Annotated in this window: 13 protein-coding genes; 5 read left to right on the plus strand and 8 right to left on the minus strand. The window is 58.5% G+C overall.

Features of this window, described 5'->3' with window-relative positions; translation table 11 throughout:
• Nucleotides 1–221 precede the first annotated feature (221 nt).
• A complete protein-coding gene (locus tag A9Q02_RS21940; protein WP_172451265.1) occupies nucleotides 222–1,859 on the plus strand; it encodes a peptide ABC transporter substrate-binding protein in 1,638 nt (545 codons plus the stop codon).
• Nucleotides 1,860–1,962: 103 nt separating this feature from the next.
• Here A9Q02_RS21940 and A9Q02_RS21945 read toward each other — a convergent pair whose 3' ends face one another.
• Genes A9Q02_RS21945 through A9Q02_RS21955 form a run of 3 tightly spaced genes read right to left on the minus strand, consistent with a single transcriptional unit; the run spans nucleotide 1,963 to nucleotide 6,534 of the window.
• Nucleotides 1,963–2,778, minus strand: coding sequence for an ABC transporter ATP-binding protein (locus tag A9Q02_RS21945; protein ID WP_097655226.1), 816 nt, complete (start codon nucleotides 2,776–2,778; stop codon nucleotides 1,963–1,965).
• A 14-nt stretch (nucleotides 2,779–2,792) separates the two neighbouring features.
• Nucleotides 2,793–5,036, minus strand: coding sequence for an ABC transporter permease (locus A9Q02_RS21950; RefSeq protein ID WP_097655218.1), 2,244 nt, complete (start codon nucleotides 5,034–5,036; stop codon nucleotides 2,793–2,795).
• Between the two features lie 10 nt (nucleotides 5,037–5,046).
• Nucleotides 5,047–6,534 carry an HlyD family secretion protein gene (locus tag A9Q02_RS21955; RefSeq protein WP_245860809.1) on the minus strand — a complete coding sequence of 496 codons (1,488 nt, stop codon included), beginning with the start codon at nucleotides 6,532–6,534 and terminating at the stop codon, nucleotides 5,047–5,049.
• A gap of 193 nt (nucleotides 6,535–6,727) precedes the next feature.
• Between A9Q02_RS21955 and A9Q02_RS21960 the strand changes: the two genes are divergently transcribed.
• On the plus strand, nucleotides 6,728–7,606 hold the full coding sequence (locus A9Q02_RS21960) for a pyruvate, water dikinase regulatory protein (RefSeq protein WP_097655219.1): 879 nt from the start codon (nucleotides 6,728–6,730) through the stop codon (nucleotides 7,604–7,606).
• Nucleotides 7,607–7,852: 246 nt separating this feature from the next.
• Here the strand turns inward: A9Q02_RS21960 and A9Q02_RS21965 are convergent, their stop codons facing one another.
• Together A9Q02_RS21965 and A9Q02_RS21970 are read right to left on the minus strand one after the other, a co-directional pair.
• Nucleotides 7,853–10,693 (minus strand): bifunctional diguanylate cyclase/phosphodiesterase, encoded by a 2,841-nt coding sequence (locus A9Q02_RS21965; protein WP_097655220.1) that lies wholly within the window; start codon nucleotides 10,691–10,693, stop codon nucleotides 7,853–7,855.
• Nucleotides 10,694–10,702: 9 nt separating this feature from the next.
• Nucleotides 10,703–11,716 (minus strand): sugar ABC transporter substrate-binding protein, encoded by a 1,014-nt coding sequence (locus A9Q02_RS21970; protein WP_097655221.1) that lies wholly within the window; start codon nucleotides 11,714–11,716, stop codon nucleotides 10,703–10,705.
• 295 nt (nucleotides 11,717–12,011) lie between these two features.
• On the opposite strand from A9Q02_RS21970, the gene A9Q02_RS21975 reads away from it, so the two are divergent.
• The gene (locus A9Q02_RS21975; protein WP_245860810.1) at nucleotides 12,012–14,915 is read left to right on the plus strand and encodes an N-acetylmuramoyl-L-alanine amidase; all 2,904 of its coding nucleotides are present in this window, start codon (nucleotides 12,012–12,014) and stop codon (nucleotides 14,913–14,915) included.
• Between the two features lie 123 nt (nucleotides 14,916–15,038).
• On the opposite strand, the gene A9Q02_RS21980 is transcribed toward A9Q02_RS21975, so the two are convergent.
• From A9Q02_RS21980 to A9Q02_RS21990, 3 genes are all read right to left on the minus strand, one after another.
• On the minus strand, nucleotides 15,039–16,040 hold the full coding sequence (locus A9Q02_RS21980; protein WP_097655222.1) for an NAD-dependent epimerase/dehydratase family protein: 1,002 nt from the start codon (nucleotides 16,038–16,040) through the stop codon (nucleotides 15,039–15,041).
• A 198-nt stretch (nucleotides 16,041–16,238) separates the two neighbouring features.
• The gene (locus tag A9Q02_RS21985) at nucleotides 16,239–18,041 is read right to left on the minus strand and encodes a fatty acid CoA ligase family protein (RefSeq protein WP_097655223.1); all 1,803 of its coding nucleotides are present in this window, start codon (nucleotides 18,039–18,041) and stop codon (nucleotides 16,239–16,241) included.
• Nucleotides 18,042–18,060: 19 nt separating this feature from the next.
• Complete coding sequence (locus A9Q02_RS21990; RefSeq protein WP_245860811.1) at nucleotides 18,061–18,963, minus strand: alpha/beta fold hydrolase; 903 nt, start codon at nucleotides 18,961–18,963, stop codon at nucleotides 18,061–18,063.
• Between the two features lie 587 nt (nucleotides 18,964–19,550).
• Between A9Q02_RS21990 and A9Q02_RS21995 the strand changes: the two genes are divergently transcribed.
• Both A9Q02_RS21995 and A9Q02_RS22000 read left to right on the plus strand, forming a co-directional pair.
• Nucleotides 19,551–20,705: a radical SAM/SPASM domain-containing protein gene (locus tag A9Q02_RS21995; protein ID WP_097655224.1), complete on the plus strand. Its 1,155-nt coding sequence runs from the start codon at nucleotides 19,551–19,553 to the stop codon at nucleotides 20,703–20,705.
• Nucleotides 20,706–20,729: 24 nt separating this feature from the next.
• On the plus strand, nucleotides 20,730–20,942 hold the full coding sequence (locus A9Q02_RS22000; protein WP_097655225.1) for a hypothetical protein: 213 nt from the start codon (nucleotides 20,730–20,732) through the stop codon (nucleotides 20,940–20,942).
• Nucleotides 20,943–21,233 lie beyond the last annotated feature (291 nt).

Here is a 21,233-nt window from a genome sequence, read left to right on the forward strand (position 1 = left end):
TCGTACCAGAAGGCCGACCCGCCTGCAAAACCCTTTACACATGGCTCGAAATGTCTCAAAAACTCTATACGTGAAAGCTTGCGGGTGTCCCGTTGTATCCGATTTCGTATGATGCAATCGCCCTGGCAAAGCAATGATGCATGGGGGCATGCCCCCCCGTTGCCCATGCTATAATTATATGTTACTTCAAACGAGTCTGCCCGTTGCGGGAGGATCCAATCATGCAGGGTGCCAACAAGATCGCCTTCTCCACCCACCGAGCGTGGGTTGTCATAGCGTTGCTGCTCGTGCTCAGCTTGAGCCTTGGTGCGTGTGTCCAGGAGGCGAATGAGCCCCTTTCTGGGCCAGTGCCAAGCCCAGAGGCGGCTTCGGGTGGGACGCTCATTATGACGCTCGGCTCACGCGATCCGACCACGCTCGACCCGGCCCTCGTTGGTGATGTGACGAGCGCTTTTGTCACCCGGCAGATCTTCAGCGGTCTGGTACGGTTGGACAAAGACCTCGAAGTCGAACCAGATCTAGCCGAAAGCTGGGAACGCTCGGAGGATGGGCGGAGCTACACGTTTCGCCTGCGGCCCACGGCCAACTTTGCCGACGGGAGGCCAATCACGGCTGAGGATGTGCGCTATAGCCTGGAACGCGCCACTGATCCACGCCTCGGGGCGATGCTGCCAGCGGCGACCTACCTGGGCGATATTGTCGGGGTCGCCGAAAAACTCGCCGGAACAGCCAGCACGATCAGCGGGTTGGAGGTTCTGGACGAACGTACCATCGTGCTGACGATTGACGCACCCAAGGGCTTCTTCCTCGCGAAACTGGCCCATCCAACGAGTTTTGTGGTTGACCAGCAGGCCGTTGAAGCCGGACGCCGCGATTGGACCGAGCAACCGAACGGGAGTGGGCCCTTTACCATCGAACGCTGGGAGCGGAACCAGTTGCTGGTGCTGGCGCGCAATCCTCATTTCGCCCGTGAACCGGCGCGCCTCGATCGCGTGCAGATGCTCATCGGTGCCGCCGCCAGCAATCCGCTGATCCTCTACGAACAGGGCCAGATCGATCTGACCAGTGTACCCTCATTTGCCCTGGCGCGCATTCAGGATGACAATAATCCCCTCGCGGCAGAACTCCGGCAAGAGCCACAACTCTCGCTCTTTTACCTGGGCATGAACGCCAACTTGCCTCCGTTTGATGATGCCAACATCCGCGAAGCTTTCCGCCTCCTGATTGACCGCAGCCTGCTCACCAACGTGACGTTGCAAGGCACCGCCGCGTCAGCCTACGGCGTCCTTCCACCTGGCATGCCTGGGTATAACGAGCAACTAACGCCACTTGAGCCAGATGGTGAGCGCATCCGCGAACTGATTGCGACGTCACGCTATGGGAGTGTGGAAGCCTTGCCACCAATTATCGCGTATGGCAGTTGGGCGAGCCTGCTGAGCGACGTGGCTGAAGCGACGCTCGGGATAACGATCGAGGTACGCGACTACGAAGATTTCGGCGACTACCTGGCTGCCCTGGAAGAGAACCGCTTTCAGATCTTTGGCACCGGATGGATTGCCGACTATCCCGACCCCGAAAACTTCCTGGACGTGCTCTTTCGGAGTGGCAGCGGCCAAAACCATATGGCCTACAGCAACCCCGACGTTGATCGCCTGCTGAATCAGGCCGCCGTCGAACCCGACGACACGACACGTTACGCCCTTTATCAAGAGATTGAAGCGCGCATCATGGCCGACAGCCCGATCATCCCCCTCTACCATGATGTCGAGCATATGCTGGTAAAACCCTATGTACGCGGCCTTGAGCTTACCCCAATGGGGCTGCTCGATCTCAGCACGGTTGAGTTGGTCAGGCCATAGACCGGCTCACCAGCCACTAGATATAGTGGTTTTATCCACAGTAATCCCCCAGATGTGGATAACTTTACCATAATAAAGGGGGAATCGGGGCTGAACCTCGGTTTCAGACGTGCTCAAGCAGTTCGTGCAAGGGGCCGGCGATCTCGGCGAGGGCCGGGGGCAGGGGGTCGCCACGCAGGATCGCTTGCCCGAGGGCCGAGCTTTTGAGTTCGATCAGCTCCCGTTCGAGTTGATTGGTCATCAAGACGTCACGCTGGATCTGGCCGTCACGAATGGTAATCACCCGCTGGGCCGCCGCGGCGACCTCACTGTTGTGGGTAACGATGATCAGCGTGGTGCCCTGTTCGCGGTTGAGCGTGGTGAGCAGGGCCATGATGTCCGCGGTGGTTTTGGTATCGAGGTTGCCCGTTGGTTCGTCGGCAAGGATGATGGCAGGGCGATTGGCGAGCGCACGGGCGACGGCAACCCGTTGACGCTCGCCCCCCGAAAGCTGGTTGGGCAGATGGTTGATGCGCGACGCGAGGCCAACCATCGTCAGCAATTCTTGCGCCCGAGCGCGGCGCTGACCAGCCCGCAGCGACGACTCGTACATCGGGACTTCGACATTCTCACGGGCGGTCAGCGTCGGCAAGAGGTTGTGACTCTGAAAGATAAAGCCAATCGTCTCCCCGCGAAAACGGTCGAGGTTCCGCACCTTGGTCAGTGAAGTCCCATTGATGATCACTTCACCTGAAGAGGGGCGATCAAGCGCACCGATCAGATTCAAGAGGGTGGACTTGCCCGAGCCCGACGGGCCGACAATCGCCACGATTTCACCAGCCTGGATCTGCAGATCGACCTCATTGAGCGCCCGTACCGGCACACGCTCACCATAGATACGGGTCAATTTGCGTGCCTCGAGCACAAGCTTCGTCGGCATGATCTTACTCATTCCTATTCGTGATAGAGCGCCGCAATCGGGCGCAGGCGCACCGCGCGCCACGCTGGTAACAGGCCACCAAGCAGGCCGAGGCCCAGCGCCAGACCGAAAATACGCCACAGATCGGCACTCGCATAGCTGATTGCCAGCACTTCGCCGTACCCCGGGATCATGACGAGCAACTGGTTGAGGCCCATGCCAAGCCCAAGGCCAGCCAGACCGCTGAGCAAGGCGAGGGCCAACGACTCGGCGAGGATCATCCGCAACACACGCCGACCACGCCAACCGACCGCCCGCAACACACCAATTTCGTGCGTGCGCTCAAAGACACTCATGAGCATCACATTCATCATGACGACGCCACCAACGAGCATCATCAGACCCATCAAGGCCCCAAAAAAGGCGTCCATCGTGGCAAAGTCCTGCATCCGCGAGGTCAGATCGTTCGTGCGCGCAACCAGCAGTTCAGGGTAGCGCGCCTCCAGCTCAGCCGCAATCTCGGCGGCTCGCTCAGGCCTATGCAGGCTAATCCCGAGGAACGAGACCTGACGTGGCTTGCCAAAGAGACGCTGCGCCTCACGGATACTAATCACCCCGCCCGAGTCTTCATAGCCAATGCCGGTTTCGTAGATCCCCACAATCGTGAAAGTCTGACCGCTGAGGCGGAGCCGATCGCCGACCTGCTTATCCAGGCTATTGGCGGCCAGGCGCCCCAGGATAATGTCATCACTCCGTTGGATCGAACGACCCTCGCTCACGCGATAATGGGCGATATGGTTCTCGCGGGGGTCAAGGCCATAGAGCAAAAAGAAGGGCAGGCCAGGTACCGCCGTTGAGCCAAAGACCAGCCGCGAGACAGCTTTGACCTCGGGGTGGGTGCGCAGATGATCAGCGAGCCGTTCGTCAATTGACGAGAACATCGCATCAGACGCGCCCGCTTGCTGGGCGAGAATATCAGCCTGGCCGGCACCAAGCATCTCGGTAATGACCTGACGCGAGCCTTCGGCGATGCCACTGAGCGCAACGATCAAGCCAACGCCAACGCCAAGCCCCAGCATGGTCATCAGACTGCGTGTTGGTCGGCGCAGCAGATTGCGGAGCGCCGGCCCGCGTAGCAACAGGGCCAACAGGCGTGCCATCAAGCCCCAGCGCACACTCGCGCCTGCCTCGGCGCGCATCGCCTCGACCGGCGCAAGGCGGGCGGCCCGCCACGCCGGATAGCCGCCGCCAACTAGTCCAAGCACGCCAGCAATGACGACCGCCTGCACCATCGCCGAGGCTTCCAATTCACCGCTCAGGAAGCCACTCAACGCAGCCGATTGAGCTAGCAGCGTAATTGAACCAGCCGCGAGCAACAGACCAAGCAGACCACCGGCGAGCGCCACGAGCAGCGCTTCACCAATAATCATACGCACCACACGCCGCCTGCGCCACCCAAGCGCCCGCAGCACCCCAATCTCACGGGTGCGCTCAAAAACACTCATCAACTGAGCATTCATCATCCCCAGGCCACCAACCAGCATCGCAAAAATGCCGATCACCCAGCCCATCGAACGATAGACTTCGAGCAGATCGTCCTGACTATGGGGATCGCCCGAGCGCGTCGCTGCCAGATCAGGCCAGCGTTGCTCAATGCGCTCTTTGAGCGCATCGCGTTCATGGGCATCACGGACAAGAACTTTGAAGAAGGTCACCTGGCGACGGCGATCAAAGGCGCGCTGCGCATCATCAAGGTGGATCACCGCCCCGTTGTCTTCAAAGCTCGCCCCGGTCTCATAGATCCCAACAACGGTATAGCTCATCTCATTGATGCGAAACTTATCGCCAACCTGCTTTTTGAAATTGAGCGCCGCCTGACGACCGAGAATCAATTCGCGGCGGGTAGCCACCGAACGCCCATCAATAATACGGTAACGCTGGATCGCAAACCCACGCGGTTCTTCACCAGCAATGAGAAAATAGGGCGTCTCGGGCAACTGCAGAATGCCGATGACCGTCCGATTCACGGCCGTCACACCCGGCATCGCGGTAATTTCATCACCGATCTCGGCATCGATAGCGCCCATCATGATCATGAGCGCATCTTTCTGGCTAATGAGCAGATCGGCATCGCGGGTATCGCCCGCGCTGCCAAAGCCACGCGCCATCCCCTCACCAAAGGCCGAGAGCACCACGACCGCCGCAACGCCGATCGCAACGCCAAGCAGGGTCAGCAAGGTTCGAACCTTGCGTCGCAGCAGATTTTTGAAACTGAGCATGACGCCCCCTTTAGCCTTCGAGGGTCATGGTGGCCGTCATATTCCAGCGCAGCCGCGGATCCCACGTTTGCGGGACAATCGTGACCGTATAGATGACATCGCCTTGATAAGTCTTGCCCATGGCTTCAATCTGGCTAATCACACCAACAAGGTTGAGCTCAGGCAAGGCATCGAAGCTCAGGGTAACGGTATCACCTTCACGCACCGCGACAATATCCAGTTCGGTGAGATCGCTTGTCTCAATCTTCCACGCAGTCAGATCGGCCAGCACAAACGCGGGCGACGTAGCCGAAGGCTGGGTACCTGGCTCAAGATTGATCGTCACCACGGTGGCCGCAAACGGCGCGGTCAGCGTCGCTTTGGCGAGGGCAAGCTCAGCCAGGCGCAGATGAGCCTGGCTCGCACGAACCCGTGCCTCGGCGGCAGCGACGGCTGGCGTTGACGCCGAGGCAAGCACCTGTTGCAACCCGGCTTCGGCCTGTTCCACCCCTGCCTGGGCGGCCTCGAGTTCACCGGCACGAGCGGTGCCACTCAAATGGGCCAGGCGCGCCTGAGCCGCGCTGACCCGGGCCCGCGCACTGGCGATCTGGTCATTTTCAGCCCCGGCGAGCAAACGATCCCGCCGCGCCTCGAGCTCGCGCAGTTGAGCTGTAGCTGCGTCAATGCCGGTGCGTTCAGCCTGCATGGCGTGTTCCAGGGCAAGCCGGGCCTCTTCAAGGGAAGCTTCGCCATTGGCGACTGCACGGAACGCCGCCGCTTCGGCATCCTGACGGGCCTGGGCCAGCGTTTCACCCTGACGCTCGGCCTGTTCGCGGAGATCTTTATTTTCCCAGACAATGCGGCTATACGCATCCTGGAGATCACGCAACGCATTCGCCGCCTGGGTCACCCGCACCTCGGCGGCAAGCTTGGCCGCGGCAAGTGCATCGCGTTGCGCCTGCAAATTGGCCTGAGCCTGGGCGACCAATGCTTCGGCCTGGGTCAGTTCCGAGCGATTGGGGCCAGCCAGCAGCCGGGCCAGCAGCGCCTGGGCCTCACGCAATTCATCGCGGGCAGCCTGAAGATCAGCCGCCGTGACCCGCCCGGATGCCTGGCGCTCGGCGGCCTGCGCCTGCGCAAGTTGCGCCTCGGCAGCAGCGATTGCCTCGGGGCGCGCCGGCTCGCGCAAAAGTTCATACTGCGCCTGCGCCTCATCGAGCACCGCCCGCGCATGTTCAACGGCTGCTTCAAGCTCGGCGGTTTGCAACCGGGCCAGCGGAGCCCCTAACTCGACCGTGTCACCCTCACTGACCAGCACCTCGGCAACGGTACCAGACAGCGCAAACTGCAACTCAACCGAACGGGCGGGCACAACCCGTCCATCAGCAATGACCAATGGTGGTGGCGGTGCAAACGTATCTTCAATGACAGGCGTCGGCGTTGACGCTTGACCAAAAGAACAACTTGCCAACAACAACGTTGCAACGAGCACGACCATGCCAAAACCATGTCGTGACATCACACACCTCTAATTCGTTGACACACTCACAAACTTCAGGGCTTGCGCCCTGAAGAGCATTCCCGTTCATTATCGCACACCTGTATCTATAAACGTGTAAAAGTCCCATAACAGCCTGTAACCGTTTCACCATCAATCCGCAAAGAAGTATGCTACAATTTGACCCATTCTGGCCAGAAACGTGAGGAAAACCATGGATCAAACGAAGACACCGGTGTCTCAGGATGCGAGTCTGGCCCCACCAATCTATGTCGTATCAGGGGGCGAGGGACTCGTCGGATCGGAAGTGGCACGCCTGGTGATCAGCCAATTCGAGGGCGTCCAGGTACCCGTGATTGTCATTCCGAATGTCCACACTCCCGAGCAGATCAGTGAAGTCATCGAAGAAGCGCGGGTCAGCCGCGGAACCATCCTCCATACGCTAATGGAGCCAGGCGTGCGTCGCGATCTGATGCGGAAGGCCCGGGACAACCGCGTGGTCGAAATTGATCTGGTTGGTTCGGTGCTCGCCCGCGTCGCGACCCTAGTCGGCAAAGAACCGCTGGGCAAACCGGGGCTCTACAAACAACGCCTTTCGACCTATTTTGATCGCCTCGAGGCGATTGAATATTCGATCAAGCATGACGATGGTGCGCGCACCGATGAGTTGCACGACGCCGAGATTGTGCTCGTCGGCATTTCACGCGTCGGCAAAACGCCACTGAGCATGTACCTGGCCGTGCTTGGCTGGAAGGTGGCGAATATTCCGCTGGTCAAAGAGGTTCCGCCCCCGGAAGCACTCTTTCAGATTGATCGCCGACGGGTGATTGGCCTTGTTGTTGAGGCGGAACAGATCACCGCGCGGCGCCGCCATCGGCAGCGTCGGACAGGCATGGCGTTTGGGAGTCGGTATGTCAGCCAGGAGACGACCGAGGACGAGGTGGAATGGGCACGCCGCCTCTTTCGCCAGCACGGGTGGGCCACGCTTAATTTGACTGACCGCTCGATTGAAGAGAGCGCCGACGAAATTATCGCGCTCGTCGCACGCTGGTTCAAACATGGGACGGAAATTGATCCATCGGGAGAATCCTAGGCGCAATACCATTCAAAGAAGCGCACGCGAAGGCGCGAAGGCGCGAAGGCGCGAAGAGGTCGCGCATCTACGCGGCAAAGAAGCGCACGCGAAGGCGCGAAGGCGCGAAGGGGTCGCGCATCTACGCGAAAAATGTTGCGCCTTTGCGCCTTTGCGTCAAAACAACCGCACTTATGTGCAAGGTATTGATCCTAGTCGTTGACCTTCTGGACCCAGTACGACCACTTCATGTGCATGGGGACAGACTCAACGCTTGAGTTCAAAGAGGGTTTGGCCGAGTAACTTCTCAGCCAGTTCCGCAGGTTGCGGTGGGCTGATGAGGTAGCCCTGGATGGCATCGCAGCCCTGGTGCATCAAGAAAGTACGCTGCGCCTGGGTCTCGACGCCTTCAGCCACAATGCGCATATCGAGGATATGCCCGATCGCAATCACGGCACTGGCAATCGCGGCAGCATCCTTGCTCTCGGTAATATCGCGGACAAAGGAGCGGTCAATCTTGAGGATCTGTACAGGCAAGCGGCGCAGATACCCAAGCGATGAATAGCCTGTGCCAAAATCATCAATTGCCAACTGCACCCCAATCGCCCGTAACTCTTTGAGCAACGCAATCGTATGTTCAATATCGAGCATCGCGGCACTTTCGGTCACCTCGAGGTGCAAACTCGTTGGCGGCAGCCCCATCGCCGTGAGCAAATTCGCCACCAGGCGAGGCAAGTGGGGATTCTGGAGGCTCCGTACCGAAAGGTTGACCGAAACCGAGAGGTGGTTATAGCCCTGGCGATGCCAGGACTGCAACTGCGTCAGGGCACGCCCGAGCACCCAGAGATCAATCCGGGTAATGAGGCCCGTCTCTTCGGCAAAGGGCACAAACTCGGCAGGGCTAATCATCCCGCGTTCCCAGCTATACCAGCGGACAAGTGCCTCGAACCCATAGACATGCCCCGTCTGCACATCGGCAATGGGCTGATAGAACACGCGCAACTCGTCTTCGTCGATGGCCCGACGCAGGCTTGTATCGAGATGCAGGAGATCCATACTACGGGTATGCATCTCGTTATCAAAGACCATTGCGCAGGCGCGCCCATTGGCTTTCGCCTGATAGAGTGCCGTATCGGCATCCCGCAAGAGATCCTCGGCGCGGATATAGGCCCCGGTCATAAAGGCAATACCAATACTAGCCTGAATCGTAATCTCGAGTGACTCGATTACCATCGGCTGCGAGAGGGTATCCTGAATGCGTTCAGCGACCCTCGTGGCACTTTCAAACGACCGCATTTCAGGCAGGAGCAACGCGAACTCATCGCCACTGATCCGGGCCACCACGTCACTAAAGCGCCGTGAATTCGAGAGGCGCTGCGCGACCATCCGCAAGACCTCATCGCCAGCCGCGTGACCAAGGCTATCGTTGATCACCTTGAAGCGATCCAGATCGAGGAAAAGCACAGCGGCCTGGCGCCCAGAGGCAAGATCCAGATGACCGAGCATCTGTTCAATCGCCTGAACAAAATAGGTGCGGTTGGGCAACCCGGTAAGCGGATCATGGAGCAACTCGTAGCGCACCTGTTCTTCCGTCTGTTTGCGTATACTAATATCAGTCTGGGATCCTGCCATCCGCACCATCGTCCCGTGCTCGTCGGCAACAGCCATACCCCGGGCCAGCACCCAAAGGTAGGTCACGCCATCACGGCAGAGCATCCGGTATTCGCTCTCAAAATGGGGCAACTCGCCACGCAAATGGGCGTCAATCTGGGCACGCACATGGTCATAATCGGCGGGATGAATGCGTTTGAACCATTCATCGGGGCTATTTCCAATCGCATCATCACCATAGCCCAGCATCATCTTCCAGCGCAGCGAATAGTGGATCGTCTGGGTGCGCAGATCCCAATCCCAGATACCGTCATTGGCCCCCTGGAGCGCCAGAACATAACGCGACTCGCTCTCGCGAAGCGCCTGTTCGGCATGGCGACGGGCGGCCAGGGTCTCGAGAAACGCATTGAACCAGCGCGTCAGTTCACCGATCTCATCCTGACTGGTCGCCTTCAACGGCTCTGACCAACCCGGGCGATCGCTCTGGTAGAGTTGAAAACGGTGTGTCAACTGGCGGATGGGATTGACGACGGAACGTGAGACAAGCAGGGCGCCAACCGCCACAATTAACAGGGCCAGCCCCATCGCCAGCACCGTGACGGTTCCAATCGCCTGCACACCTTGATCAAGCGTCTGCACTGGCACGAGACTCATAATAAGCCAATCGGTGACCTGCGATTGCACAGCGTTGATCACCATCGGCTGATCATTGATGGTATGGGTAAAGCTACCCTGGGACTCTTGCACCAGGGGCAACAGATCAGGATGAAGGATAGCACCAATCAGATCGGTCTGCGGATGATAAATAATCTGACCTCTGGAGTCACTCACCAGCATAAACCCGTCCGTCCCCAGATCAACATGATTAAAATGTTTCTGGAGCATCTGCGGATCATAGTTGACCAACAGGGTTGCGACAGGTCGTGCCTGAGCGGTACCGACATCAACAGTCATCAACGCGCGGGCAAGCGTCACGACATGCCTGGTATTCGAATTACGATTGACATTTTCCATCAGCCCAAGCCAGACAACCTCGGGGGCAACGGCACGGGTTTGGGCAATAATATCGTCACGTAGATCGGTACGAATATTCGAGATATTGAGCGTATCACCAACATGGTAATGCACGCCATTCTCGGTAAAAATATCAATCGAGACAACCCCACCAAGGTCGGTGTAACTATCAAGGATATACCCAATCTGCGCCTGGGTTGACAGGCGCGTGTAGGTATCCATTTCGGCCTCAGTCTGACCGAGGGCCTGAAGAACTGGTTCAACACTCGAAAGATTGATGATCAGACGCTCGAGTTGCTCAAGGCTGAAATCTAGATGGTCGCGATGGCTATTGAGCAACTCGGTCGTATAGTGACTCACTTCATCATTCACGACCGTGCGCGACACCTGATATGAAGCAACGCTGACAATCATCAGGGGAAGCACACTGATCACCATCAGAATAGCTATAAATTTCCGGGTTAGATTGAGCCGCACACGCATAACAGAGCCTTACGGTTGACGCGTACCTGTCACAAGCAAGGTTGGGATCATTGTTTCGGCAGGAACTGTTTCGCCCTGAAGCAGCTTGTAGGCGTATTGGATGCCCAGATAGCCCTGTTCAGCAGCTTGCTGATCAATGGTCGCCTGCAACGAACCATCTTGCAGCGCCGACTGGACTTCCTGGAGGTTATCAAACGCAGCGACGAGCACATGATCATATCCATGTTCGCTGAGAAACCGGATCGCGCCCAGGGCCATCATATCATTGGCACAGAAGATCGCCCCAAGATCAGGATGGTCGGTCAAGAACTGAGCAGCAACCTTATAGCCTTCATCGATTTTCCAAAAGCCGCTTGCCGTTGCCACGACCGTAATATTCGGGTTCTCACGAAACGCCCGGCGCGCCCCCTGTTCGCGATCAATCGCATTCTGGGCCGTAGGAATGCCCTGCATAATCGCCACTTTTGTGCGCGTCTTAAACTGATCGCTGATGACCCGCGCCGAGTCATACGCCCCGGCTTCATTATCAACACTGATAAACGGAACCCCCACCAGGCCCAGCTTTTCGGCCACTGCCATATCCAGGCGATTATCAATATTCACAATGATAATGCCAGCCTGCCGCGCCTCGTGGAGGACAGGGATAAGACTCGTTGAGTCGCCAGGAGCAATGACAATGGCATCAACCCGCGTATCAATCAGATCTTTCACAATCGCGATCTGCTGATCAATCGAGGTCTCCTGCGCCGCCGTCTTCACAATCAACTCAATGCCAAGTTCGGCTTCAGCCCGGCGCGCCCCTCGTTCCATCTCAATAAAAAACGGGTTGGTCAAGGTTTTCATCACCAACCCGATCTGAACCGTGGGCTGCGCTGCTGGAGCCGTAGCGGGAATTGCTGAAGTGGCGTCGATGAGGGTCAATGAAGATGAACTGGTTGCACCACAGCCAACCAGGGCCAGAACAAAGAAGATAACCCAGAAGCTACGGAACAGCGACGTGTGAGTGAAATGGGTCGCGCTCATGTGTTGATACTCCGTTGTTACTCCACGACATGGTATCATCATACCAACCGTACGATACCACGGTATTACCAGCGGCTCTCTTTGCAAAGGAGCGCGTGTTGCTCATATCTTTATCACCTGCGGAACAAGCCAAAAGGCAGCCAACGAGCGTTTCTCATGGTAGACAAGGTTTCATTGGAGTACCGACTTTAGTCGGCTTCAGTCGACTGAAGTCGGTACTCCGTGGGGCGCAAACAGTCACGTGCCTACGAACCTTGGCTTAGAGGAAAGACTAGTTTCTTATGAGGTAAATTCAATGATACGCTGGCTTCCTCGTCTACTGAGTTTCCTGAGCATGCTCCTGCTCGTTGGTCTGGTAACCCACGAGGTTGAGGCCACCCTCCCAGCCAGTGCTGGATCAGGTCGCCCCGATCAGGCGGTGCTGATGCCTGCCGGTGCCGAGACTGTCGCTGGAGCGGGAACCCTCACGAGTGTAGGCGATGCTTACCTCTCGGCGGCTACGGCAACGCCGCATCCTTTTACTTATCTCCTGGTGCGTTGGGAAGCGGTTGTTCCTGCTGGGGCGTCGTTGCGGCTCGAAATTCGGGCCAGCAGCGATGGACGGATCTGGACCGATTGGGGCACGGTCGAAGCGAACCCAGAACTCTGGATGCCACAAGATGGCGAGGGTGTCTTCTGGAGTGAGGAGATCTATGCTGGCGAGGCACGTCGGTTCTGGCAGGTGCGCGCCTTGCGCGATGCAGCAGCCGATGGAACCTTGCCAGAACTTCAACGGATCGAGGTCAATAGTATTGACGCCCGCTTTGGCCCTGCCGATCCATTGCCCTCCTTTGAGCCCGATCAGCCAGGTCTGACCGGCCTGGCGCGACCACCAGTGGTGACGCGCACGGGTTGGGGCAATCCTGATGGTCAAGGCAGCCGAGCAACGCCGGTCTATTATCCGGTCAAACACATGATCGTCCATCATACCGCCGATGCAAATAGTCTTGGCGGGAGTCAGCAGGTCTGGGCGGATCGCGTGCGCGCCATCTGGTCATTCCACACCTTCACCAGGGGATGGGGCGATATTGGCTACAACTTCCTGATTGATCCCAACGGCGTCATCTATGAAGGGCGGGCTGGCGGTGATAATGCGGTCGGCTTCCACGACACGGCCAACTATGGCTCGATGGGCATATCGGTCATCGGCACTTACGCAACGGTCAATCCGCCTGCACCGGCGGTCGATAGTTTGATCGAATTACTAGCCTGGAAAGCGGATCAACAGGGCATTGATCCACTCGGGCGGGCGTTTTATTATGGCTGTTCCCGCAGCGCTTTTTGCAATCCATTCAATCCAGGGGCGATCATTGAAAATATTGCCGGCCATCGCCAGGTGACCCCTGGGCATACCACGTGCCCGGGTGACCGCTTTATGGAGATGTTGCCCGGCATTCGGTGGCGGATCCACGAGCGGCTCCAGGGGATCGTGAGTGATCCGCTGTTGATTGACGAGCGCGATAGCGGCTTTACCCGCAGCAACGCCAACTGGTATCAGGCCGCGTGTGGCTATGGGGGCAACACGCTCTACACCTTTGCCACTGACAAGCTTGCCGAAAGCACAAATAATGGGCGCTGGCGGCCAACGATCAGCCAGGCTGGCAACTACCAGATCCTCGTGCATATCCCGCAGGGCTGTGGCCTCGGCCATGCAACCAATCGGGCAACCTATCGCATCACGAGTGCCGATGGCACACACAATGTGACGATTAGCCACAATACGCGCGATGAATGGGTGGCCCTTGGTAGTTTCCGTTTCAATGCAGGCCAGGCCGGTTTTGTCGAACTCAACGATCTGACAGGCGAACCACTGAGCGAACAACGCCTGATCTTCTTTGACAGCATGCATTTTGTCTTTGAAAATGACGCAACCGCACGCCTCGATCTGCTCGATGTGCGCTATGACCGGCAGGAGGTGAGCGCCGGTGAGTTGTTGAAAGTTACGTTCACCGTCAAAAATAGCGGGAGCCTGACGCTTGAAAGCCAGGCCCCCGAAGCGAGTCGCAGCAGCGCGTCCCCCAGTGGTTTTGACCTCGACAATAGTTATGTCTATGATGAAGGCGAATGTTTCCAGGGCAACGAGGTGCAGAACTATCCGGCCTTTCCCAAAGAGGCCGGGCGTTTTCGGGTCCTGCTCGGGCCAGTTGAAGCCGGGCGCCAGCCAAGCTGCGCAGGTGAAACTGGTGGGTACCCGTGGCGCTGGGGGCTGAATGGGTCGCTTGCGCCTGGCGAGACCCGCGAGATCGTCGGCTACATCCGGCTCCGTACACCTGGGCAATTCACGCTTCAGACGGGGGCCATCCACGAATATGTGGGGTATATGGCGCGTTCGCTAGCCCCGACGACCATCACGGTACACCCCGAACGCCAGATGCCTGCGCCGGCGGCTTATACCGACGCGCTCGGCCCCAAAGCCCATGTCTATCGGCTCGGGTTTGTGCCTGATAACCTGTTGGCACGAACGGTCGATCCAACGGCAATCCCGCGTGGCACCTACATGGGCAGTTTTGCTTGGGATGGGACAACGGTCGACTGGGGCGACGGCGGGCCACTGCCCGAGGTGCCTGAACTGACCGACTATTTTCTGGTGGAACAGACCCGCTCAATCGTTGTCGCGCAGGCTGGCGAATACATCTTCCGCGTAACCAGCGATGATGGGGCCTGGCTCTGGCTCAACGGACGTCTCGTGGTGAGCAACCCTGGCTTGCAACCAACCCGCTCGGTCATTGGCTCGGTCTACCTTGAAGCAGGCCGTCACGTGCTCGCCTTCAAGATGTTCGAACGCAGCGGGCAAGCTGCCGCTGGCTATGATCTCCTGGCACCTGGAGCCTCGGATTTTAGCAGCGTGATCGATGGCTTGCTGATCAACCCGCAGGGACGGCTGGGGAGCACCTTCCATCGTCTTGATGGGTTGCACCTGGTGGCCGACGATCTGGGGGGTGGTGGGGTCGCCAGAGTAGAGGTAGCAATCAATGACGGTGCCTGGCAAACCTACGAAGGCAGCGGGGTCATCCTCGACGGCTTTGGCCTTGGCACCCACACCATCCGCTACACCGCTTTTGATAGCCTGGGCAATCAGTCGGAAGAACGGGTGATGGTCGTGACGATTGACCCAAATCGGCAGATCGAGCAGGTCTTCTTGCCGTTGGTTCGGCGTTGAACATGCTATAGAGAGGGCACGTGTAGGCTTCTCACGCTTCATGTTTTGACGCAAAGGCGCAAAGATCGAACAACCCTTTGCGCCTTTGCGCCTTTGCGTCTTTGCGTCAACACGGGTCAACCTTCACGCATGGTCGTGTTTGCCGAGCGCGGCCAGTGTCCTACGCAAGCCTTCGGAGGTCGTGATCCGCGGGCTGTAGCCAAAGTCCCGATTGGCTGCCGAGTGGTCAAACCAGTGGCTGATGCCCATCTGGTTGACGGTAAAACGGGTCAGTGGTGGTTCGCGGGTGATGCCGAGACCTCGATAGACCGCTTCGATGCCGGTGGTGAGGCGCAGCGCCGTGCGCAACGAGATGGAGCGGCGGACTGGCTTGTAGCCTGCGCCAGTAATCACTTCGTTGATGAAGTCCCAGAGGTTCACTGGTTGTTCTTGACCAATGAAATAGGGGCGCCCCCGGAGCGGCGAGCGTTCACTGAGGGCGTCGGCGGCCTGGAGATGTGCTTCGGCGGCATTCTCGACATAGGTAATATCGGCGAGATTAGTGCCATCGCCAATCTGGATCAAGCGTCCACTGCGCGCACGGGCAATGAGGCGCGGAAAGATATGCGGATCGCGTGGCCCCCAGATGAGGTGAGGTCGAATGGCGACCGTCGCAAGCTCACTGCGGCTTAAAACAAAACGCTCGGCAAGGGCTTTCGTCGCCGGATAGGGTGCAAGATAGCGCTCGGGATAGGGCGTGCTCTCATCGGCACCTTCGAGATCAGTTTCGCCGATCACCACCGATGGAGACGAGGTATAGACAAAGCGTGGCACCCCGGCCCGCTCGGCGGCGCGTACCAGACGCTGGGTTGCCGTCACATTATTCACATAGAACTGATCAAAGGTACCCCAGACGCTTGCTTTGGCGGCGACATGGAAGACAACTTCAACGCCTTGCAGCGCTTTCGCAAGGGGCAGCGCCACCTCAGGGCTACTCAGATCGGCGCGAACACACGTAACCCCAAGCGCCTCGAGTTCAGGGTACGGGTTGCGGCCAAGCACACGGACACGATCACCGCGTGCGAGCAACTGTTCAACGATATAGCGGCCAAGAAAACCATTGCCCCCAGTGACAAGTGTTAGCATCTATTGCTCCGCAGCATTCAAATCGGGCTTGCGCCAAAAGAAGTCAATTTGTGAGGGCCTGGGTGCGCGGGCGTCCCGCATGCTGATCGATAGCCGTCTTCCGGTAAGGGCGCAGCGCGCTGCGCCCCGACGCCCGCTGCGCCCCAACGCGCTCCGCCCCAACGCCCGCGAACCCATCACCTGAAGATGGACGAAGTACTAGCCATCTTCTTCTGCTTCCTCCGCAACATGAGGCGCCTGCAAACTCTGGGCGAGCGGCATCGTTGAGCCAGCCGGGATGCCGGGCTGACTGAGCGCCCAAACAGCGAGTTGTTCACGGAAGATTTTGGCATTGTGACGAATATCAACCGGGAACGATGGATGGAGAAGAAACGTCGTGATCCCCGACGTCATTGGATAACGGCCACCAAGCTCCTGGAGCTCGCACAGCAACGCTGCTCCGGCACTGCGATCGCGCAGCAGAGAGCGGTCTTTTGGCTCGACAATCACAACCGGCTCTTGATAACCAGCAGGGCCAACGCCAACGAGGGCGCTCCGCGCCACAGCGGGATGCTGGTTAAAGATCAGTTCGATCGGTTCGGTGTAAAGGGTCCCGTGCAAGCGTCCGGTCTCGACCCGATGGCTCTTACGGCCATAGAACCAGACCCGGCCCTCGTCATCCAGATAGCCGAGGTCGCCCATCCGATGCCAGACCTGATCGCCTTCGTGGATCTTGGCTTGCGCGGTTGACGTCGGGCGACTGATATAGGTTTTGGTCACCGAGGGGCCTTTGACGACCAGTTCACCGATCTGGTGGGCGGGCAAGGCAAGAGCTTCGTCCCAGTGTTCAATCGGCTCATCGCTGACCGGAATAATGCGCAGCGTCACCTCGGGGGCCGGGAAGCCGACACAAGTACCGGCAGTCGGATCGGCCCCCCGCGCAGCAATCGCCGCGAGCACCTCACGCCCACTGATCGACGTAATCGGCAAGGCCTCGGTCGCGCCATAGGGCGTATGGGTATCGCTAGTCTCGTCCAGGATCTGACGGAAGCGCTCGTGAAGATCCGCCGGCACGGGCGCACCGGCCATCAACACACGCCGTAGACCAGGCAATTTCACCTGATGTTCCAGACAATAGGCCGTCACCTTGCGCCAGATCGCGGGCGAACCAAAGGTCGAGGTCACCTTCTGGTCTTGCATAAAGGCAATCACGGCGGCGGGATCGCAGCTAGCGGGGCGGGTCGGATCAATCGGTGGGATAGCCGAGGTACACCCGAGGGCCACATTGAAGAGCGAGAAGAGCGGAAACGCCGGCATTTCAACTTCACCTGGTTCGAGATGAAAGAGTGCCCGCAACAGCCGCACCTGGGCCTCAAACATCCCGTGTTCATAGAGCACGCCCTTGGGCACGCCAGTGCTGCCGGTGGTAAAGATGATCGCTGCCGGCTCATCAGGCGAGACCTGGGCCAAAGCAAAGGGCGCATTGAGCGGCACACTCAGATCGGCGAGGTTGAGATCACCAAGGGGCGTAAAGCGCGAACCAACGGTAATGCTGCGTTGCACGGTACGAAACGCACCAGGAAAGAGGAGACGCGCCACTTGCGCCCGCGCCACCCCGATCATCGCCTCGGGGGTACACTCCTTGATGCACTGGATCAAATTCCGTCGCCCCATCGCGGGATCGATGAGGATCGGCACCGCCCCGACCTTCATCAACGCAAAGGTCAGACTGATCAACGGTAGCCCGGCAGGAACCATCGACAAGACCCGAGTACCCCGTTCGATCCCAAGCGCGCTCAACCCCCAGGCATAGCGGTCGCTCACCAGGTTTAACTCGGCGAAACTCAAGCGCCGATAGACCGTCTGCCCGGCGCGATTCTGCCCATCGCCCATCACAATCGCCGTCTGCTCGGGGCGTTCGCGGGCCATCAAGGGAAGATAGCGTGCAATATTTGCCCCTGGAGGGGCTGAACCATAGAGGGAGTCGTCGTGGATTGTGCGATCAGAAGACGCATCTGTCATCAACATTTCCTTTGAAGGGTTATTGAGGGCGAGCCTCTCCGAAAAACCGTACGACACGCGGCACAATCGCTTCGTGCGCATCTTCAAGCACATAGTGTCCGGCGTCATCAAAACGGACAACTGCTGCCGCAGGGAAGCGCTCGAGCCAACCGGCGAGAAAATAGTCCGAGAAGCACCAATCTTTGCCACCCCAAAAGATCTGCATCGGCTTGTCGCGCACATTGACCAGATCGCGGTCAATGCCATCAACAACCGCCCAGGTAGGATGGCGCGGTGACATCGGAATATCGCGCACAAAGCGCTGGATAGCGACCCGATTCGCCCACGAATTGTAGGGGAAGAGGTAGCCCTGGCGCACCTCGGGTGACATCGGACGTTCGACGGCCATCACCGTCGCGGCGCCGGCGAACCCATTGAGCCCACGTACCGCCAGATCGCCAAAAATGGGGTATCGGCAGACCGCGATGCGGAATGGCAGGCGGGGCGAGAGAAAAGCTGCCGTATTGAGCACCACAATGCGGCGCACTTGGTCAGCAAAACGGGTAGCCCAACCCATCCCTATTGCACCGCCCCAATCGTGGACAACGAGATCGAGCGGCCCAAGGTCAAGATGCTCCATCAGGCGGGTCAGGTTGCCAAGATGATTCTGGAGCGTATAGGCATAGGTCTGGGGCTTATCGGAAAGCCCGCAGCCCATATGGTCAGGCACAATGACCCGATGCGTAGGGCTGAGCGCAGCAATCAGATGGCGATAATAAAACGACCAGGTCGGATTACCGTGAACCATCAGCACCGGGGGGCCAGAACCCTCATCAACATAGCTGATGGTACCACCGGGAACCGCCAGACGGCGCGTTTGAAACGGGTAGAGGCCGCGAAGAGGCGCAAGGTGGTCGGTACCAGAGAGCATTGTCTCGTGCATACACCTATCCCATAAGGTAGATCATTCGTAAGACGTAGTATAGCATAGGCATGGGCATGAGCAACGTCGACCCGACCGATGCGCCAAGGGCTACGCTGAAAATGGGGGAACGTGGTTCCCCCATTTTCAGCACCCGCAAGGGCACCCACAAGGGCACCCGCAAGGGGTGCCCCTACACCGGATGCGGCCCCCGGCCCGGTAGGGGCACCCCTTGCGGGTGCCCCCCCTTGCGGGTGCCCCCCTTGCGGGTGCCCCCCCTTGCGGGTGCCCCACCCCGGATGCGGCCCCGGGCCCCATACGGGCCCCCCTTGCGGGTGCCCCACCCCGGATGCGGCCCCGGGCCCCATACGGGCCCCCCTTGCGGGTGCCCCTACAGGGCCGGGGGCCGCCGTGTGCGCCGCTGGTTGCATGCACATGCTGCCAAATAGAGCGTATGTTTTATCCGATTTCGTATGATACGATTGCCCTTGGCGGTCATGCTCACGGTCTTGACAAGAGCTACAAAGAGTCGTAGGATAAAATCATCATGAAATCTGGCTTCAAGTTTGAAGCAGATCTCAGGTTCTTCAGTGCGTGTGGGAGGGCTTATGATTGCTCAAGCCGTTGTCTACCGCATTTATGGTGATGCGCTTGCCGTCCTGATGAATGTCAAGACCAGGCAGGTGACCTTGCTTCAGGGGCCGTCCCTCCAGTTCTGGAAGGAGTGCGTGCAGGCGGACGAACCGGATCGTCACCATCCCCTTTATGCGCGCCTGCAAAACCTTGGTATGCTCGGCGAGCCTGCTGAACTCCCTCCGTCAAGGCCCCACGCCAACACCCGCGACGAGCATGCCCATACCATTGATATCGGTGCCTTGCATCTCTGGGCGTTCAAGAACCATATCCCGCTGAGCGGCCACTTCGAACTGACCTCGCGCTGCAATTTGCGGTGTCGCCATTGTTACGGTCTTTTCGAGACCAAACAGGATACGCTCAGCACAGAACAGGTGTGCCGTATTCTTGATGACCTCCGCGACAATGGGACACTGGGCTTGGTGCTGACCGGTGGAGAACTCTTCTTTCGCAAGGATATCCTTGATCTGCTGCGCTACCTGGAGGCGCAGAAGTTTGTGGTGCGGATCAATTCGAATGGTACACTGATCGACGAAACGGTCGTGCGTGCCCTGCAGGAACTGAGCAATATCTACCGCATTCATATCAGCCTCTACAGTTCCGAGCCAGAGATCCACGATCAGATCACCAATGCGCCGGGGTCTTATCACAAAACACTGCACGCGCTGCATCTCTTGCGCGCAGCAGGCTTCGATCTGCGCATCAATTGTTCGGTGATGAAGGCAAATTACGCGACGTACCACAAGGTACGCGACGAAATCGGTGATCCGCTGGGGATACCGGTTCACTTTGATACCGAGATCTTTCCCCGGGATGACGGCGGGACGGACAATCTCGTTGAGCGGCTTGATGCGGCGCAGTTACAGCAGTATATGCGTGCGCAGACGCGACCGAACGCGGCAGCACCCAGGCCGAAGCTCTGCCGAGCAGGGTTCTCCTTTTTTTCGATCTGCGAAGATGGTCGCCTGCTTCCCTGTTTGAAGATGAAGCGACTGTCGCGCTATCCGCTTGGTCGCCTGACCGAGCACTCGTTCCGTGAGATCTGGCAGGGCTCACAAGCCGTGCTTACCCTGCGTGAGCACATCAATCACCAACTCGACGCATGCGATCTGTGTGAGCTCGCCATCTGAGATTACGCCAGTTAGGAGAATACGATGTATGTGCAGACAACGATCACGCATAGCCTCGAAGCGGTTCTGCGTGAGTTAGACCAGCCAGCGCTGCCCGACAAGGATGGCATCATCGTATCAACGATGCATGACAAATTCTTCAAGGGTGGGGGGTGTGAGCACCACCGAACTGCCGACGACGGCACCATCGAAAATGAGCCAGCTGTGACCAACATTGCGGTGTGTATGCACGCATAGCTGACCGAGTTGGTGGGTTCTGAGAGGGATCATATCTTACCCCTGCTCTCGTTCCAGTGCTCTTAACCTCCCAGGGCAATTGCATCATACGAAACCGAATACAACGGGGCACCCGCAAGGGGTGCCCCCTCAAAGGGTTTCACCTGTTCTGGGAAGGGCTTCCCAATGCAGTAAAACGCCTCATGGGTGCGTGCCAACATATATACCGCATTGGGAGATACTGTTGGCGAACCCACCATAGGAAGCCCGCTCAGAGCATCTAGCCCATGAGTTTGGCAAACGCTGAGGTTC

The sequence above is a fragment of the Candidatus Chloroploca asiatica genome, assembly GCF_002532075.1.
Taxonomy (GTDB): Bacteria; Chloroflexota; Chloroflexia; order Chloroflexales; family Chloroflexaceae; genus Chloroploca; species Chloroploca asiatica.

What these genes read in the sequence shown, in the direction of transcription:
- A9Q02_RS21940 (WP_172451265.1), top strand. Translation starts at nt 222, where the DNA reads ATGCAGGGTGCCAACAAGATCGCCTTCTCCACCCACCGAGCGTGGGTT.
- A9Q02_RS21945 (WP_097655226.1), bottom strand. Translation starts at nt 2,778, where the DNA reads ATGCCGACGAAGCTTGTGCTCGAGGCACGCAAATTGACCCGTATCTAT.
- A9Q02_RS21950 (WP_097655218.1), bottom strand. Translation starts at nt 5,036, where the DNA reads ATGCTCAGTTTCAAAAATCTGCTGCGACGCAAGGTTCGAACCTTGCTG.
- A9Q02_RS21955 (WP_245860809.1), bottom strand. Translation starts at nt 6,534, where the DNA reads ATGTCACGACATGGTTTTGGCATGGTCGTGCTCGTTGCAACGTTGTTG.
- A9Q02_RS21960 (WP_097655219.1), top strand. Translation starts at nt 6,728, where the DNA reads ATGGATCAAACGAAGACACCGGTGTCTCAGGATGCGAGTCTGGCCCCA.
- A9Q02_RS21965 (WP_097655220.1), bottom strand. Translation starts at nt 10,693, where the DNA reads ATGCGTGTGCGGCTCAATCTAACCCGGAAATTTATAGCTATTCTGATG.
- A9Q02_RS21970 (WP_097655221.1), bottom strand. Translation starts at nt 11,716, where the DNA reads ATGAGCGCGACCCATTTCACTCACACGTCGCTGTTCCGTAGCTTCTGG.
- A9Q02_RS21975 (WP_245860810.1), top strand. Translation starts at nt 12,012, where the DNA reads ATGATACGCTGGCTTCCTCGTCTACTGAGTTTCCTGAGCATGCTCCTG.
- A9Q02_RS21980 (WP_097655222.1), bottom strand. Translation starts at nt 16,040, where the DNA reads ATGCTAACACTTGTCACTGGGGGCAATGGTTTTCTTGGCCGCTATATC.
- A9Q02_RS21985 (WP_097655223.1), bottom strand. Translation starts at nt 18,041, where the DNA reads ATGACAGATGCGTCTTCTGATCGCACAATCCACGACGACTCCCTCTAT.
- A9Q02_RS21990 (WP_245860811.1), bottom strand. Translation starts at nt 18,963, where the DNA reads ATGCACGAGACAATGCTCTCTGGTACCGACCACCTTGCGCCTCTTCGC.
- A9Q02_RS21995 (WP_097655224.1), top strand. Translation starts at nt 19,551, where the DNA reads ATGATTGCTCAAGCCGTTGTCTACCGCATTTATGGTGATGCGCTTGCC.
- A9Q02_RS22000 (WP_097655225.1), top strand. Translation starts at nt 20,730, where the DNA reads ATGTATGTGCAGACAACGATCACGCATAGCCTCGAAGCGGTTCTGCGT.